General features: G+C 40.8%; 17 protein-coding genes. 9 read left to right on the top strand and 8 right to left on the bottom strand.

Going from position 1 to position 14,095, the window contains the following annotated elements; translation table 11 throughout:
- Positions 1–698: 698 nt before the first annotated feature.
- Together ACYH0O_RS20780 and ACYH0O_RS20785 are read left to right on the top strand one after the other, a co-directional pair.
- A complete protein-coding gene (locus ACYH0O_RS20780) occupies positions 699–1,697 on the top strand; it encodes an NAD(P)/FAD-dependent oxidoreductase (RefSeq protein ID WP_149157582.1) in 999 nt (332 codons plus the stop codon).
- 281 nt (positions 1,698–1,978) lie between these two features.
- Positions 1,979–2,623: an SDR family oxidoreductase gene (locus ACYH0O_RS20785; RefSeq protein WP_482630160.1), complete on the top strand. Its 645-nt coding sequence runs from the start codon at positions 1,979–1,981 to the stop codon at positions 2,621–2,623.
- 50 nt (positions 2,624–2,673) lie between these two features.
- Here the strand turns inward: ACYH0O_RS20785 and ACYH0O_RS20790 are convergent, their stop codons facing one another.
- Positions 2,674–3,036, bottom strand: coding sequence for a HesB/IscA family protein (locus tag ACYH0O_RS20790; protein ID WP_148995260.1), 363 nt, complete (start codon positions 3,034–3,036; stop codon positions 2,674–2,676).
- A 216-nt stretch (positions 3,037–3,252) separates the two neighbouring features.
- On the opposite strand from ACYH0O_RS20790, the gene ACYH0O_RS20795 reads away from it, so the two are divergent.
- Positions 3,253–3,951, top strand: coding sequence for a DUF2225 domain-containing protein (locus tag ACYH0O_RS20795; RefSeq protein ID WP_482630161.1), 699 nt, complete (start codon positions 3,253–3,255; stop codon positions 3,949–3,951).
- 630 nt (positions 3,952–4,581) lie between these two features.
- Here ACYH0O_RS20795 and ACYH0O_RS20800 read toward each other — a convergent pair.
- Positions 4,582–4,818 (bottom strand): YuzB family protein, encoded by a 237-nt coding sequence (locus tag ACYH0O_RS20800; RefSeq protein ID WP_482630162.1) that lies wholly within the window; start codon positions 4,816–4,818, stop codon positions 4,582–4,584.
- A gap of 330 nt (positions 4,819–5,148) precedes the next feature.
- Here ACYH0O_RS20800 and ACYH0O_RS20805 point away from each other — a divergent pair, with 330 nt between their 5' ends.
- Complete coding sequence (locus ACYH0O_RS20805) at positions 5,149–6,216, top strand: NAD(P)/FAD-dependent oxidoreductase (protein WP_482630163.1); 1,068 nt, start codon at positions 5,149–5,151, stop codon at positions 6,214–6,216.
- 106 nt (positions 6,217–6,322) lie between these two features.
- Here the strand turns inward: ACYH0O_RS20805 and ACYH0O_RS20810 are convergent, their stop codons facing one another.
- On the bottom strand, positions 6,323–6,649 hold the full coding sequence (locus tag ACYH0O_RS20810) for a YuzD family protein (protein WP_482630164.1): 327 nt from the start codon (positions 6,647–6,649) through the stop codon (positions 6,323–6,325).
- Positions 6,650–7,544: 895 nt separating this feature from the next.
- On the opposite strand from ACYH0O_RS20810, the gene ACYH0O_RS20815 reads away from it, so the two are divergent.
- Positions 7,545–7,781, top strand: a complete 237-nt coding sequence (locus ACYH0O_RS20815) for a NifU family protein (protein WP_034763763.1) — start codon at positions 7,545–7,547, stop codon at positions 7,779–7,781.
- A gap of 48 nt (positions 7,782–7,829) precedes the next feature.
- Here ACYH0O_RS20815 and ACYH0O_RS20820 read toward each other — a convergent pair whose 3' ends face one another.
- Together ACYH0O_RS20820 and yutH are read right to left on the bottom strand one after the other, a co-directional pair.
- Positions 7,830–8,792, bottom strand: coding sequence for a 2-hydroxyacid dehydrogenase (locus ACYH0O_RS20820; RefSeq protein ID WP_482630165.1), 963 nt, complete (start codon positions 8,790–8,792; stop codon positions 7,830–7,832).
- Positions 8,793–8,882: 90 nt separating this feature from the next.
- Entirely contained in the window at positions 8,883–9,884 is a 1,002-nt protein-coding gene (gene yutH, locus ACYH0O_RS20825; RefSeq protein ID WP_482630166.1) for a spore coat putative kinase YutH, read from the bottom strand.
- A gap of 285 nt (positions 9,885–10,169) precedes the next feature.
- Between yutH and ACYH0O_RS20830 the strand changes: the two genes are divergently transcribed.
- Positions 10,170–10,670 carry a phosphatidylglycerophosphatase A family protein gene (locus ACYH0O_RS20830; RefSeq protein WP_113968983.1) on the top strand — a complete coding sequence of 167 codons (501 nt, stop codon included), beginning with the start codon at positions 10,170–10,172 and terminating at the stop codon, positions 10,668–10,670.
- A 328-nt stretch (positions 10,671–10,998) separates the two neighbouring features.
- The gene (gene sda, locus ACYH0O_RS20835; RefSeq protein WP_482632629.1) at positions 10,999–11,115 is read left to right on the top strand and encodes a sporulation histidine kinase inhibitor Sda; all 117 of its coding nucleotides are present in this window, start codon (positions 10,999–11,001) and stop codon (positions 11,113–11,115) included.
- Here the strand turns inward: sda and ACYH0O_RS20840 are convergent.
- The 3 genes from ACYH0O_RS20840 to ACYH0O_RS20850 form a co-directional block, all read right to left on the bottom strand.
- Positions 11,112–11,363, bottom strand: a complete 252-nt coding sequence (locus tag ACYH0O_RS20840) for a helix-turn-helix domain-containing protein (RefSeq protein ID WP_149157574.1) — start codon at positions 11,361–11,363, stop codon at positions 11,112–11,114. The genes sda and ACYH0O_RS20840 overlap by 4 nt on opposite strands.
- A gap of 579 nt (positions 11,364–11,942) precedes the next feature.
- The gene (locus tag ACYH0O_RS20845; RefSeq protein WP_482630167.1) at positions 11,943–12,707 is read right to left on the bottom strand and encodes a TIGR01457 family HAD-type hydrolase; all 765 of its coding nucleotides are present in this window, start codon (positions 12,705–12,707) and stop codon (positions 11,943–11,945) included.
- 126 nt (positions 12,708–12,833) lie between these two features.
- Positions 12,834–13,271 carry a DUF86 domain-containing protein gene (locus ACYH0O_RS20850; protein ID WP_482630168.1) on the bottom strand — a complete coding sequence of 146 codons (438 nt, stop codon included), beginning with the start codon at positions 13,269–13,271 and terminating at the stop codon, positions 12,834–12,836.
- Positions 13,272–13,405: 134 nt separating this feature from the next.
- On the opposite strand from ACYH0O_RS20850, the gene ACYH0O_RS20855 reads away from it, so the two are divergent.
- Entirely contained in the window at positions 13,406–13,675 is a 270-nt protein-coding gene (locus ACYH0O_RS20855) for a DUF3055 domain-containing protein (protein ID WP_149157571.1), read from the top strand.
- 76 nt (positions 13,676–13,751) lie between these two features.
- Positions 13,752–14,054, top strand: coding sequence for a cytosolic protein (locus ACYH0O_RS20860; protein WP_482630169.1), 303 nt, complete (start codon positions 13,752–13,754; stop codon positions 14,052–14,054).
- Positions 14,055–14,095 lie beyond the last annotated feature (41 nt).

Raw genomic sequence — 14,095 nt, forward strand, 5'->3', positions numbered from 1 at the left:
AACAAGAAAGTATGTGACGTATTTCACGAACTACTACATACTTATGCGAGAATTGTCATAAATTCTTAACATTATGCCTACATTACATAATATTCTTTTTACCATGCATTTTCAAGATATATATAGGAAATTGAAAACTTAAGAATATTTAAACAATACAACGAAAAGCGGAGGTGGCTCGTCCAGAGGCGACAAGCATAAGACGAACCAGCCGGAAAGGCGTTCTTTGCCTTTTTGGCTGGTTTGACTTATGACCTCGAGCCTCTAGCCGCCGGAGCTGGACATCATCGAAAAGCGGAGGCGGCTTGCTCAGGCGCGACAAGCATAAGGCGAGTACACCGGAAAGGCGTTCTTTGCCTTTTTGGTGTACTTGACTTATGACCTCGAGGGTCTAGCAGCCGGAGCTGGACATCATCGAAAAGCGGAGGCGGCTTGCTCAGGCCCGACAAGCATAAGGCGAGTACACCGGAAAGGCGTTCTTTGCCTTTTTGGTGTACTTGCCTTATGACCTCGAGGGTCTAGCCGCCGGAGCTGGACAACTCGAAAAACGGATGAGTCTCCATCCCCCAAAAGTATGAAAACCAATCACCAAAAAGACTGATTATTTCCAATAATGATTTCAATAATTGTGAAGAATCGATGGCTCTGTGATAGAATAAATTAAAGTGAAATACATCTTAATTGTTGGAGGGATCTAGTTGAAGGAAGATCAAAAAGTGTATGATATTACGATCATAGGCGGCGGTCCTACAGGTTTGTTTACGGCGTTCTATGGTGGCATGAGAAAAGCATCAGTTAAGATTATTGAAAGTTTACCACAACTCGGGGGCCAGCTGGCTACTCTATATCCTGAGAAATACATATATGATGTTGCCGGTTTTCCTAAGGTGAAAGCCCAGGATCTTGTAAATAATTTAAAAGAGCAGATGGCAAAGTTTGAGACGACGATTTGTCTTGAGCAAGCTGTGGAAGGTGTAGAAAAACAGGCTGATGGCATGTTTAAGCTCACTACCGATAAAGAGATTCATTTTTCCAGAACGATCATCATCACAGCAGGAAACGGTGCCTTCCAGCCTCGCCGTCTGGAACTCGAGCATGCGTCTGAATTTGAAGGTAAGAATCTTCATTACTTTGTTGATAACCTGGAACATTTCAGAGGCAAGAAAGTTGTCATTTGTGGTGGTGGTGATTCTGCCGTTGACTGGGCCCTTATGCTTGAGCCGATCGCAGAAAAGGTCTACCTCGTTCATAGAAGAGATAAGTTCAGAGCCCATGAACATAGTGTGGAGAATTTGCACAATTCAACCGTGGCACTGAAGACTCCGTATGTTCCTTCAGAGCTCGTTGTCGATGAGAACAAAATCAATCAGCTGATTTTGGAAGAAACCAAGGGGGATGAGAAGGAGATTCTTGACCTCGATGAGTTGATCGTTAACTTTGGCTTTGTTTCATCTCTTGGTCCGATCAAAGATTGGGGACTAGAAATCGAAAAGAATTCAATCGTCGTTAACTCGAGAATGGAAACAAATATTCCAGGCATTTATGCAGCAGGTGATATCAGTACCTATGATGGGAAAGTCAAACTCATTGCCAGCGGATTTGGCGAAGCACCGACAGCGGTTAATAATGCCAAAGCTTATATGGATCCAAAAGCAAGAGTCCAGCCGATGCACAGTACATCCATGTTTACAGACTAAAGATTACCATGAGAGAGGTTCAGGATATTTATACCTGGGCCTCTTTTTTATTTGAATGTAAACCAACAGTGGGCATATAGAGTACACTCCAAATGAAAACAGCAAAATGATTCCCACTCTTATGAAATAGAATATCCAATCGAAGAAATAATGTGTCAAACATCCCTCAGCTTTAAACATCCATCCAATTCACACTGACCCAATCTAATTGTTTATTTCAGCAGTGAATGGGTAGACCAATAATAGGATAAAAAAACTTAGATAAAGGATATGATGGATACATGAATGTACTGGTTATTGGAGCAAACGGTCATACCGGCCGACACATAGTGAAAGAACTTTCAAACAGCAGTCAACATTTCGTGAGAGCCCTGATTCGAAAAACAGAACAAGCGAAGGATATGGAAGACTTAGGGGCAAGACCGATTGTTGCAGACCTGGAGCAGGACTTTTCTTACGCTCTTGAAAATGTAAATGCCGTTATTTTTGCAGCAGGAAGTGGCGGATCTACTGGTGACGATAAAACTCTCGCCATCGATCAGGAGGGTGCGAAAAAAGCGGTCGACTATGCGAAGAAGATGGGGATTGAGCGCTTTGTGATGCTTAGCTCAATGGGTGCAGATAACCCGTCAAGCGGCCCGGATTCACTACAGTTTTACTTAAAAGCAAAAGGAGCAGCGGATGCCCACTTGAAGGAAAGCGGTCTGAATTTCACAATCGTCCGGCCCGGCTCCCTTTCATTCGATGAAGGGAAAGGAAAAATTGAAGCTTCTACCTCCATTGAAGACAAAAGCAGAGACATATCACGTGAAGATGTCGCGAAAGTACTCGTCGACTCCTTGACCATCGAAGAAACGAACCACAAAGTATTCGAAATCCTGAGCGGTGACACCCCTGTTGAAGAAGCGCTAAAAAATATCCATTAATCATGAAAAAGGGACGGACCTCCAAAATGGAGGTCCGTCCCTCTTATTTATCAGCAATTCTCCGGCGTACCCTTATTCGTCGCCGTCACGAATGATGATCCGCATCCGCATGATGCGATGGCGTTCGGATTATCGATGGTAAACCCGCCGCCCATCATGGACTGCTTGTAATCTATTTTGGTACCGTTCAAAATTGCAGCATCATTTTTGGCTACAACAAGCTTGATTCCATGCTGTTCCAGTGTTGTATCTCCATCTTGAAGTTCATGTTCAAATCCCATTCCATAAGAAAGACCGCTACAGCCTCCCCCTTTAACCGCTACTCGCAACATGGCATCTGTTTCCTCATGTTCCTTCATCATATCTTTAATCTGAAGGGCCGCGGCTTCTGTCAGAATGACTACTTCACTCATTCATTACACCCCCAACCTTTTCATTTCTTACATCTTAGTATACTCCTTTCTATTTTACTACTCAACCAAAGGGGCTTTGGTGAATGATTGGAAGGAAACTTTTTATTCATATCAATGAACCGTGACTTTTTTACTTATCGTCATTAAAAACACTGGTCCTTTATCCTTCCATCAAGGTATAATGAGGAAAATAGTCCCGATTATGAGGTGGTATTCATGACGGTAGTGACGCCCTTTTATGATAAAAAAACACAGTGTCTTTCGTGTAAACACTCGTATAGTACGAAAAGAATCAGATCCCGTTTTGTGAAGGTAGTAGGATACGACAGTGACTTTTGTCCCCTGTATGATTCAAATGAAGTGAACCCTTTACTCTATAATGTTTCTGTTTGTCCAAAGTGTGGATTTTCATATACAGATGACTTCATAGCATACATACCTCCTGTTCTCAAAGCAGATCTGGAAAAGAAAATCAGCCTGCACTGGCAGCCACAGGATTATGGAAAGCTGAGATCATATGACGATGGTATTAATACATATAAATTGGCTGCCTACTGTGGCCTTATTAAAAAGGAGAAAAAGGTGACCATAGCAGGGTTATATCTCCGGACAGCCTGGCTTTATCGAAAGACCCAAGTAAAAGAACAGGAAAGACGATTCATTAACCTTGCTACTCATGAATACATTGATGCCTATTTGACAGATGGCGTATCAGGTTCTTTGATGTCCGAAACTAAACTCCTGTATATCATCGCGGAATTATTGAGAAGACAGGATAAAATCGAGGAATCGGTCGCTTATTTATCTAAAGTCATTAGTAAACAGCATCTCTCCACCGAACCGAAGATTGTTGAAATGGCCAGAGAGAGCTGGTACGAAATACGGGATCGTTATAAAGAAGCAAAGTCTTTGTAAAAGGTTCTTTTCGCAAAGATTGTTGTTTTCTAACATAGAATCTGCCAGGGCTCTGTCAACCAGTTTGTGCGGGATGGTCAGGGGGAACTGCTTCGCTTGCAGCTAGTTTTCGACGGAGTCTCCTTAGCTTACCGAACGGATCTCGGCACGACCGTACTTTCGCAGGAGTCTACGCAGTTCCCCTCACCATCTATAAGAGTTTTCTAAATAGAGCTTCTTTATGCCAAATAACAATTGAAAGAAAGAAACAGTATTTCACTATACAAGCTAAATTCGACTGCATACTTTGAAAAATGTTGTACTTAAACGTGTATGATATTTTTATTAGTCTACAGTAAGAAACTCACACTTAGAAAGTTGATTTTCGCTGCAGGTGCTCGACTCCTGCGGGAATAGCGGGAAAGTTGAGACCCCGCAGGGCAAAGCCCGAGGAGGCTCAACTCACGCCCCGCGGAAAGCGAGCACCTGGAGCGGAAATCAACCACTACTCGCTTTTTCAAAAGCAACAAAGTTTACGAAAAGAGCGTTATAAAAGGAAACTAGCGGTCACTCCCCTGGTTTCTTTACATTCCAGAACACATACACAGTTAAAAAACAAAAAAATAAGCCAGTCACAAGACCAGCTTTTCTTTAGAACATCGGATTATCTTCAAGAAATTGATAGATATGATCCACCAGCTCTTCAGGTGTATCCCCTGTTACGACTTCACCATTGACGAGAGCATAAAAGGATTGGGCGCATTTTCCACAGTAACCCAGGCATCCATACTCAATTACATCAAGGTTTGGGTCTTTCTCTAATATCTCAAGCGCTTTTTGCGCACCACTAGCAAGATTGCTTATACAAAATTCTATAATTGGTTTCAATTCTATCACCTCACTATTCTTTGTTATGCTATCTTTTTTTATCATTATCGTCAATCATTTGATTCCATGTAATGGTATAACAGATTGTGAACATTTTCGCTTATTTCTGTTGTGAAAACGCCACTATTTCGATATACTTTTAATGTTAATAGGTTTACTAATGTAATAATTGCGCGAAGTATGCTTCATATTGAAAATGCTTACTTTTTCAGGACCCGTTTCGACGTGAAAGTCCTTTCAATCCCGTCCCATACTATTTATGGGATATAAATCACATACAAACACACTATTTCATTCATAATGTAGAGTGCAAAAAAGGGGAAATTTTTCATGAAACAATTAGTGCTGCTTGGCGGAGGATATGGGAACATGCGCGTTCTTCTTCGCTTATTACCCAACCAATTACCTGAAGATGTATCGATTACCCTGATTGATCGAAATCCTTACCACTGCCTTAAGACGGAATACTATGCTTTAGCCGCTGGTACGATTTCAGATCAACATGTACGCGTATCATTCCCGGAACATGCCCGTTTATCCTATGTGTACGGAGATATTTCCGGAGTCGATATGGAGAACAAACTCGTTCATATGAAAGATCAAGACCCAGTGCCTTACGATGATCTAGTTATTGGACTTGGTTGTGAGGATAAATATCATAATGTACCTGGTGCAGATGAACATACGTATTCCATTCAAACGATTGAAAAGTCCCGTAAGACATACCAAACCCTATGTAACCTTCCGGCTGGTTCCATCGTAGGAATCGTTGGAGCCGGTTTAAGTGGGATAGAACTTGCGAGTGAGCTTCGTGAAAGCCGTTCTGATCTGAAAATTAAATTATTCGATCGCGGCCCCCGCATTCTCAATGCCTTCCCTGAACGTCTAAGCTCTTATGTTCACAGTTGGTTCGATGAGAATGATGTGGACATTGTCAATGGCTCGAATATTACAAAAGTGGAGCCAAACACCCTTCATAACCATGAAGAACAGATTTTCTGTGATGCCATCGTCTGGACGGCGGGGATTCAACCAAGTAAAGTCGTTCGTGATATGGATGTTGAAAAAGATGCAAGCGGTCGCGTCATTCTGACAAAGTATCATAACCTGCCACAGGATGAAAATGTGTACGTGGTTGGTGACTGCGCAAGTCTTCCTCAAGCTCCAAGTGCTCAACTAGCTGAGGGACAAGCAGAACAAATCGTGACAGTTTTACTTAAACGTTGGAAAAACGAAGTGCTCCCTGCCGAATTACCTAAGATCAAACTAAAAGGAATTCTCGGTTCACTCGGAAAGAAACATGGTTTCGGCCTGGTAAACGAGCGCTCCATTACAGGTCGTGTCGCTCGATTGTTGAAATCCGGTGTGTTGTGGATGTATAAGTATCATAATGGATGATGTAAAAAAGAACCGCGATTGGGTGCGGTTCTTTTTTTTGGGTGCAGCTCTATAACCATTGAAAAAAATTAACCCAATCAGAAAAGCCTTTTTCAATCCCCACCAATTAAACCGCTTTATACCCATACTTTTCAAGCTCAGAGTAAATCGTTTTTAGACGGGGATTCCCTTCGCCGATAATATTTCCTTCTAACAGGACAATCGGATAAAACATATCCTCTTCGATCACTTTTGAAGCAAATTGCTTCACGACTTCATCTTCAGGAGGATTGTGAATATCTACATATTTAATCACGAAGGGCTGGTTTGGATACTTTCGACTGACAGCAGCCTCAAGCCATTCGTACGTTTCTTTCGATGATGGTAAATTCACGCAGCTTGGACAAAGTATTTCTGCCCCATATACGTAAAGTTCAACAGGTTTACGATTCATTTCCCTCTCCCCTTTGTTTTCCTCTCTTGTTTATTTTACAAAAAAAGCAGCCTGGTTGGAACGATAATATGTGAATTTCTGTACTGGAAACTGTATTTAGACCATTTATTAAGGCTCTTTTCGTAAAGTTTGTTCTTTTTATAACATGAAACTGCTATGAGCTCTGCCATCCAGTATGTGCTGGATGGTGAGGGGAAACGCTCCGCTTGCAGCTAGCGTTCGGCCGAGCCTCCTCATCTTCGCTTCCGGGGTCTCGGCACGCCCGAAATCCGCCGGAGTCTCCGCAGTTCCCCTCACCATCTATTGAAGATTTCGTGACAGAGCTTATAAGAAAGTAAACGGTCTAATTTAAATTTTCTCTAAGTGATTTTTACACTTTTCTAGAACAAAAGTGGAAATCAAACACTGCTTCCTTTTAAAATTGTTCTACAAATGTATTTTAGTTTTCATTTCGTTATTAAGGACAGACCCATGTAAAAAAAATGATTCTCCCTGAAGAGAATTGACTGACATAGGTCTATTGGGGTAACACTGGGGAAGCTTGATATGGGTCGTATCGACAATGTGAAGTTTTCTGAGATTCAAAAATACCTGAAAATTAGAAGCACAGAGTGGATTGTAGCGGAGGGCACTTGACTCCTGCGGGAAGTAGAGGAAAAGTCGAGACCCCGCAGGGCAAAGCCAGAGGAGGCTCGACTTCCTCCCCGCGGAAAGGAACGGTCCATGTTTTTACACTACACTCATGGTAATTTCACTTTTCTTGGAGTTACTCAAAGTCAGTGGGATTTCCGTAATAAACCATTCCCAAAAAAAGAAATTCCCAATAGTTTGCAGGTTGATAGATTTTTTGTGAATATGTCATTATAATAGAGAGTAAGGAAAGGAGTAGATAATTATGGCTGAAAACGAAATGATTGCACCAGTTCAGGAAGTATTAGATAAATTACGTCCGTTCCTACTTCGCGATGGTGGAGACTGTGAACTAGTGGACGTTGAAGACGGAATCGTTAAATTACGTCTTCTAGGTGCTTGTGGAAGCTGCCCAAGTTCAACAATCACGCTAAAAGCAGGGATCGAACGCGCTTTAGTGGAAGAAGTTCCAGGTATCGTTGAAGTAGAGCAAGTATTCTAATTCAATTCACGTTAAAGCCTAAATCCTTCATCGGATTTAGGCTTTTTTTCATTGTACTTCCGTCTTCGGTTGATCTCCTTTTAAAACTGCCTGAATGTTCTCCACGCATAAGGCCATCATTTCATAACGCGTCTCTTTCGAGGAACTGCCGATATGGGGGATGGCGACAACTTGATTTAATGCAAGAAGAGGATGATCGGCATCAATCGGCTCTTCTTCGAATACATCCAATCCGGCACCTGCAATGTCACCCCTCTTCAATGCTTTTTCTAATGCCTCTTCATTTACAATCGCGCCACGAGCTGCATTGATGAAAATTCCTGTTTTTTTCATCATAGTGAATTGTTCTTCCTGGAACATGCCTTTTGTTCCCGCATTCAGTGGAGCAAGCACAACAACGAAATCCGACTGGATTAAAAGGTCTTCAAATGTTGAATATTGTACTCCAAGGGCTCTTTCCGCTTTATGCTTCCTGGAACGATTATGATAAAGAACATTCATATTGAACCCCTTGGCTCTTCTGGCTACCGCTTCGCCGATGCTTCCCATTCCGACGATGCCAATGGTTTTGTGGTGAATATCCATGCCAGAAAGAAGAAGGGGTGACCAGCTTTTCCACTTTCCTTCTTTAATATAGCGATCCGCTTCAACGATTCGTCTTGCCGTCGCCATTAACAGAGCAAAGGTTAAGTCAGCCGTAGTTTCCGTTAGGACATCCGGCGTGTTGCAAATGGTTACGCCAAATTCCTTTGCCTCTTTAAGATCTATATTGTCATAGCCCACCGCAAGATTGGCCACGACCTTCAAAGAAGGAGATTTCTGCAATAGCTCCTTGTCTATCCGGTCCGACAGCATAGTAAGTAAGGCAGTAGCTCTCTCTGCTTTACGGAGAAGAATATCCCTTGGCACCGGAACATCCCCATGTTCCCACATGTCGACTTCAAATTCGCTCTGCAATGGTGTAATCACTGATTCAGGCAATTTTCTCGTAATGTATATGGATGGCTTCATATGTATCCCCTACCTTCACTTCACTTTCCTCCAGTTTAGCATAAAAGTGAAGGTATAGAGGGGGAGTAAAGTCTGCGAAGACATTATAGTTTAAAGCCATGCAACAAGGGGAATTCCCCATTTTTTCACCGGAACTTCGGACATATGATAAAAGTCGGACAGAAATGACTCATATTGATGAGAATTTTTCAGATAGTTCTCCAGCTTCTCTTCTACTACCTTCTTCTTCTGCTCAGAATCTGAAATATAATATTCCTCGATGCATTCGAAATAATGAAGGGGAAACAGAAGTCGTGAATACAACAGTCTCCATGAGAATGGTGAAAGTGGGGTAATGGATTCATACTCTCTCATAAATTCCTGAAGCTCAGGATGAAACGTTTGGCTTTTCATGAAATATCTTTCTCTCACCCACTCCGCTATGTCCCGGCTGCAGTGATCGAACACCCACTGAAACGGAAAATGAATGCACACCTCAGTCCCCCATGTGGATTGAAGAAAACGTTCATGGCAAATTGTGCCTGCATCCTCTTGCTCCGGGTCCTCATCAAGCTCCGTATCCACCAAGTACTGAATGGCGTTTTCTGACAAAGCACTGTAATAAGGATAGCTCTCAACAAAACGACGCTCAAACTCATCAGCAGGCTGATCCTGGATAACCTGATAGTACGCTTTCTCCAACTGGGCCAGCCGCTTTTCCCACAGACTCTTCCACTGGCCCATACGATTTATTTTCTCCACCTTTTCTTCAAAGGTCCGTCCCCTGAAATGGAATTTGCTTAACTTTCTTCCCAACTTTTTATCCGGGGGGGATTGGATGCTTTCATTTCGCAGCACCACAAAGTCTTTATCTTTTTCTACAACAAGAAATCTTCCTTCGTTGTTAGGGACGAAGGTTGAAACATGGCGATCCCCCTGACTTTTAAGGTGCCCTGCCAATTTGTAGAGTTCCACTAAGGTTTCTTGTTCCATATTCGTTACGCCGACAATACTATATACTAACCCCCCAACCAAATAGCGATTCATCATTCCATCAAAGAATGCCCGCTCTGGATGCAATCCAAAATGATTGATTAATATTTCTTGAGACATGTTGATCTCTCCTATCTAAAGTGACCGTCTTTTTCTTTTTTTGCGGGGTGATCTGTGTCAAAGAAATTCTTTTTCATATTGTCATTTTCCTTCACTTTGAAGGACACACATTATATGAATATAACCTTTAAAGACATTTATGAATATCTGAAACTGGAGATGGGCAAGAATGAGAGTAGGAGCTATTATTATGTCTATTTTTTAAATAGGAATCATATGTGTAAAACAAAGCTTCGTCTAATCGAAATAGGGGTTTTATAATCTTTCAAAGAAAAGGTGAATAGGATGAAGGATAAAGAATCAATGGATTTATTAGAGAAAACGGCACGTAAATGGCTGCATGAAAGAGGAGTGGAGATTGAAGATATCGCTCAATTGGTCATGTACCTTCAACAAAAATATCATCCTGATCTTGAACTAAAGGAATGCGTCTATAATGTTGAACGTGTGTTAACGAAGCGGGAAGTACAGAATGCAATTCTGACAGGTATTCAACTTGATATATTGGCTGAAAAAAAGATGCTTGAAGAACCGCTTCAAGCGATTATTGAAGTAGATGAAGGACTATACGGTGTGGATGAAATCCTGGCCTTTTCGATTGTGAATGTATATGGATCGATCGGATTTACAAACTACGGATATATCGACAAGCAAAAACCTGGAATTCTGGAGAGGCTAAATGATAAATCATCTGGTATGTGTCATACCTTCCTGGATGATATTGTAGGAGCTATTGCCGCGGCTGCTTCCAGTCGTTTGGCACACAGGGCGAAATGCGCAGAATGAGGTTGAATAAGTATCCAAATCAGACGACATGGGTCGTCTGATTTTTTAGTGATAGAAGAAGTGGATAAATACGCTAACAAAATAATCATACTGTATTCCCTAAAAGATTACATACTACATATAAATAGATCCTTTTAACTAACTTTATATTGCACATCGATGAATAGTTTTATATAATTACAACTATAGTTGTAATTAACATCAATATAGTTGTAACAAGACCTCTGAATGAATGAACAAACACCAGATAAAGGCAATCACTTTTATTAGATTCGACAGAATTTCACATACTACATACGAAGAATAATTGAGGTGAAATCCTATTCGTATCCTAAGTGACCAAACCCTTATTGATGCCTATAAGAAAGCAAAACAGTTAAAACTCAGTAATGAATTTATCATTCTGATCGAACAAGAAATTAAAAAGAGAAAATTAGTTCATTAAAGAATCGTTTGGTTGTAGATGTCTTCGTGTTCCTCGCATGTCGGCATGATGTCTTCCCACTGTATGTCCAAAGCGCACACGATGGCATTCAGCTTGTTCAGGGACGGGTTCGCCTCTCCCTTTTCAATCAACGAAATATAATTAACCGTTAATCCACATTTGTGACTTAATTCTTGTATGGTAATCTCTTTTGCTCTTCTATGGTGCCTTATTTTCTTTCCGACAAGTCCTGTAACTGTGATACTCATTACCTCACTACCCTTTTAAAAATTCTTTAGAAATGACGTGGAATGTTTCGAAAATCAATTAAGAAACAGTGACTTTCATTCTTAAAGTTGCTTGCATTCGTAAAGAATAGTTAGAAATTGAAAAGGTATCAATGCTAATAGTTCCCTACTATCTTAGATGTTTACCCTAGTTGCATACCTTTACACTTCATTTCGTAATATTTTTCAAGAAAATCTTTATATTCTTATTATTTTTCAAATCCTGTCTTTCTAGTCCTTCTGAGTACTCAAATATGTGTAATGGAAAAGTTAGTTAGAGGAAAAAACACATAATACTTTAGGAGTATAATTTTCGTTCCTGCTATTATTTTACACACCCACTATCTATAGAGGCATAGATAGTAGTAAAAAAGACCATTACAAAGGTCCTTAAGTATAAATAGTATTTTGATTACATCTTTTAACACTAGTTCTATTTTACTTATACGAACGAGGGTTGTCTATTATGAATATGTTACTAATTTTAAGACATTTTTTCTAGTTGAGTACTCAGAAGGGTTTAGAGGAAGTGGAGGCTATAAATACGCCCCCACTTCTTTATTATATATCCCATTCATCTAACGTTTCAATTGCATAGGTTGGCTGAATATGCTTCGAACTCAAAGCTTCTTTGGTTGTTACACCTGTATGAACAAGCAGTGTATCAAGTCCGGCGTTTATCCCGGCTAATATATCTGTATCATAATTATCCCCAACCATTAACGTATCTTTCTTAGGCACCCCTAATACAGATAGCGCCTGCTCCATAATGATCGATTCAGGCTTCCCGATAAAGATCGGTTCAGTTTGTGTGGAGACTGTGACAACTGACGTAAGGGAACCGTTCCCTGGAAGCAACCCTCTTTCAGTCGGAATCGCGATATCTCCATTGGTTGAAATAAAGGTAGCTCCATTTCTCACACCTAAACAAGCGAGAGATAGCTTCTCATAATTAATATCACGATCAATACCCACTACCACGAAATCAGGTTTCTCATCCTGAAGAGTGATGCCGTTCTCTTCCAGTGCCGAACGGATTCCTTCTTCACCGATGACATATGCCGTTCCATTTGGCTTTTTCTTCGCCATATATTGAGCTGTCGCCATTGAAGTAGTAAATACCTGTTCCTTCGTGGCAGGGATATCAAATGACTGCAATTTTTCCGCAACCTGTTCCGGTCTTCTCGAAGAATTATTGGTGACAAACAGATAAGGTAATCCCTTTTCTTGTAATCGTTTAACAAAATCTCCTGCTTCTTCGATTTTCTCTTTTCCTTTATACATTGTGCCATCTAAATCAATTAAGTAACCTTTATATTCTTTCATTGTGTACCTCCATATGCTTGTGTATAGTATGTCCAAATACCGGTACTGCCTTTGCTATTTCCGGTAAAATGTATTCCATAAATAAAACAAAACGCTCCCTATGAAGAAAGCGCTGTCAAATGCTGATTAATTTTTAAATGCAGACACAGGTCCCAGTTCATTTTCAAGGTAGCTGCGAATCTGTTGGGGAAACTTCTCTAATGAGTGGAATACCTCGTTTAAAATCGTATGTAATTGCTCATGATGAATGGCTGTATACTCTTGAACAAGGACCTTACGCTCTGCAACAAGTCGTTTAAGATCCTCACTCATTTTGTCACAAATTACCTTTTCATCCAGAAGTATATCAATAATATCCTCATAGCTTCCTGGATCTCTCATAATGAAACCGTCTATCATACTGTTTCCTACATCGAGTACAGATTCAATAATCGTATGAGTCATTCTCTCCAAAGCTAATTTTTCTAATGTCCCGCCCCATTGGTCATGTTCACTAACTGTCTTTAACTGCTCATTCATATACAATAATATTTCCTCTATCTTTTCTCTATCTACGAAATACATGGTGCACCCCTCTCTATGAACGATATCCTCCCCTTTATTTTAACATATTTCCCTCACTGTCATACATATACATCCTGCATTTCTCAGCTCAGTTTGTTATGATGAGATAAGCAAAAAAAGAGGAGGACATCGGCATGAGTGAACGATTTTATTTATACGATGATACAGAACATACAAAAACACGCTTTGTGAGTTTTATGGGAGAAAATCAGCGGTACGACTTAGCGATTACACAAACAGATCGCTATTACGGGAAATCTTTAGTATTAGACCTTCAAGGCAGTCGATTTGCGATCGTCGGCAGGGATGACCTTGATGAACCTGGATATGTAGAGAGTGTATTCAAGCTAACGGAGGAAGAAGCCGATGAATTGAGGGACTTCCTAGGAGAAATCATTATGTAGTCGTTCTAACAGCGCACTATTAAGAATGAAGTCCACCCCACTCTCACATACTACAAGTATGAAAGGTGGGAGATATATGAGTAAAGAACCAAGAGATAAGGAAGAAGAAGTATATAGTGACTTTTCCAACGTTGAAACATACCGCAACTTTGTCGTGCCAGAAACATTGCCAGAAGGGCCATATGGCTCTCCCCGAGGAAAGCATACTCCCGTTGAGAACAAAAGCACTCCTTGGAAAGAAGGACAGCGATATTACAGTGCTTTCAACTATGAAAATAAATCACTTCATCAGGATATCCCACGTCAGGAGCCTGGATCACACCCTGTTCATGCAGATCCCGATGTGAATGAGGAACCTCCATATACTGAAAATAAGTAAATAACAAAAGGAACAAACTGGACGGTTTGTTCCTTTATCAC

The sequence above is a fragment of the Rossellomorea sp. H136 genome (genome assembly GCF_056838065.1).

Coding starts and splice junctions, on each gene's coding strand:
- ACYH0O_RS20840 (WP_149157574.1), bottom strand. CDS start 11,363: ATGAGTATCACAGTTACAGGACTTGTCGGAAAGAAAATAAGGCACCAT.
- yutH (WP_482630166.1), bottom strand. CDS start 9,884: ATGTCTCAAGAAATATTAATCAATCATTTTGGATTGCATCCAGAGCGG.
- ACYH0O_RS20855 (WP_149157571.1), top strand. CDS start 13,406: ATGAGTGAACGATTTTATTTATACGATGATACAGAACATACAAAAACA.
- ACYH0O_RS20795 (WP_482630161.1), top strand. CDS start 3,253: ATGACGGTAGTGACGCCCTTTTATGATAAAAAAACACAGTGTCTTTCG.
- ACYH0O_RS20785 (WP_482630160.1), top strand. CDS start 1,979: ATGAATGTACTGGTTATTGGAGCAAACGGTCATACCGGCCGACACATA.
- ACYH0O_RS20805 (WP_482630163.1), top strand. CDS start 5,149: ATGAAACAATTAGTGCTGCTTGGCGGAGGATATGGGAACATGCGCGTT.
- ACYH0O_RS20845 (WP_482630167.1), bottom strand. CDS start 12,707: ATGAAAGAATATAAAGGTTACTTAATTGATTTAGATGGCACAATGTAT.
- ACYH0O_RS20790 (WP_148995260.1), bottom strand. CDS start 3,036: ATGAGTGAAGTAGTCATTCTGACAGAAGCCGCGGCCCTTCAGATTAAA.
- ACYH0O_RS20850 (WP_482630168.1), bottom strand. CDS start 13,271: ATGTATTTCGTAGATAGAGAAAAGATAGAGGAAATATTATTGTATATG.
- ACYH0O_RS20820 (WP_482630165.1), bottom strand. CDS start 8,792: ATGAAGCCATCCATATACATTACGAGAAAATTGCCTGAATCAGTGATT.
- ACYH0O_RS20810 (WP_482630164.1), bottom strand. CDS start 6,649: ATGAATCGTAAACCTGTTGAACTTTACGTATATGGGGCAGAAATACTT.
- ACYH0O_RS20815 (WP_034763763.1), top strand. CDS start 7,545: ATGGCTGAAAACGAAATGATTGCACCAGTTCAGGAAGTATTAGATAAA.
- ACYH0O_RS20860 (WP_482630169.1), top strand. CDS start 13,752: ATGAGTAAAGAACCAAGAGATAAGGAAGAAGAAGTATATAGTGACTTT.
- ACYH0O_RS20830 (WP_113968983.1), top strand. CDS start 10,170: ATGAAGGATAAAGAATCAATGGATTTATTAGAGAAAACGGCACGTAAA.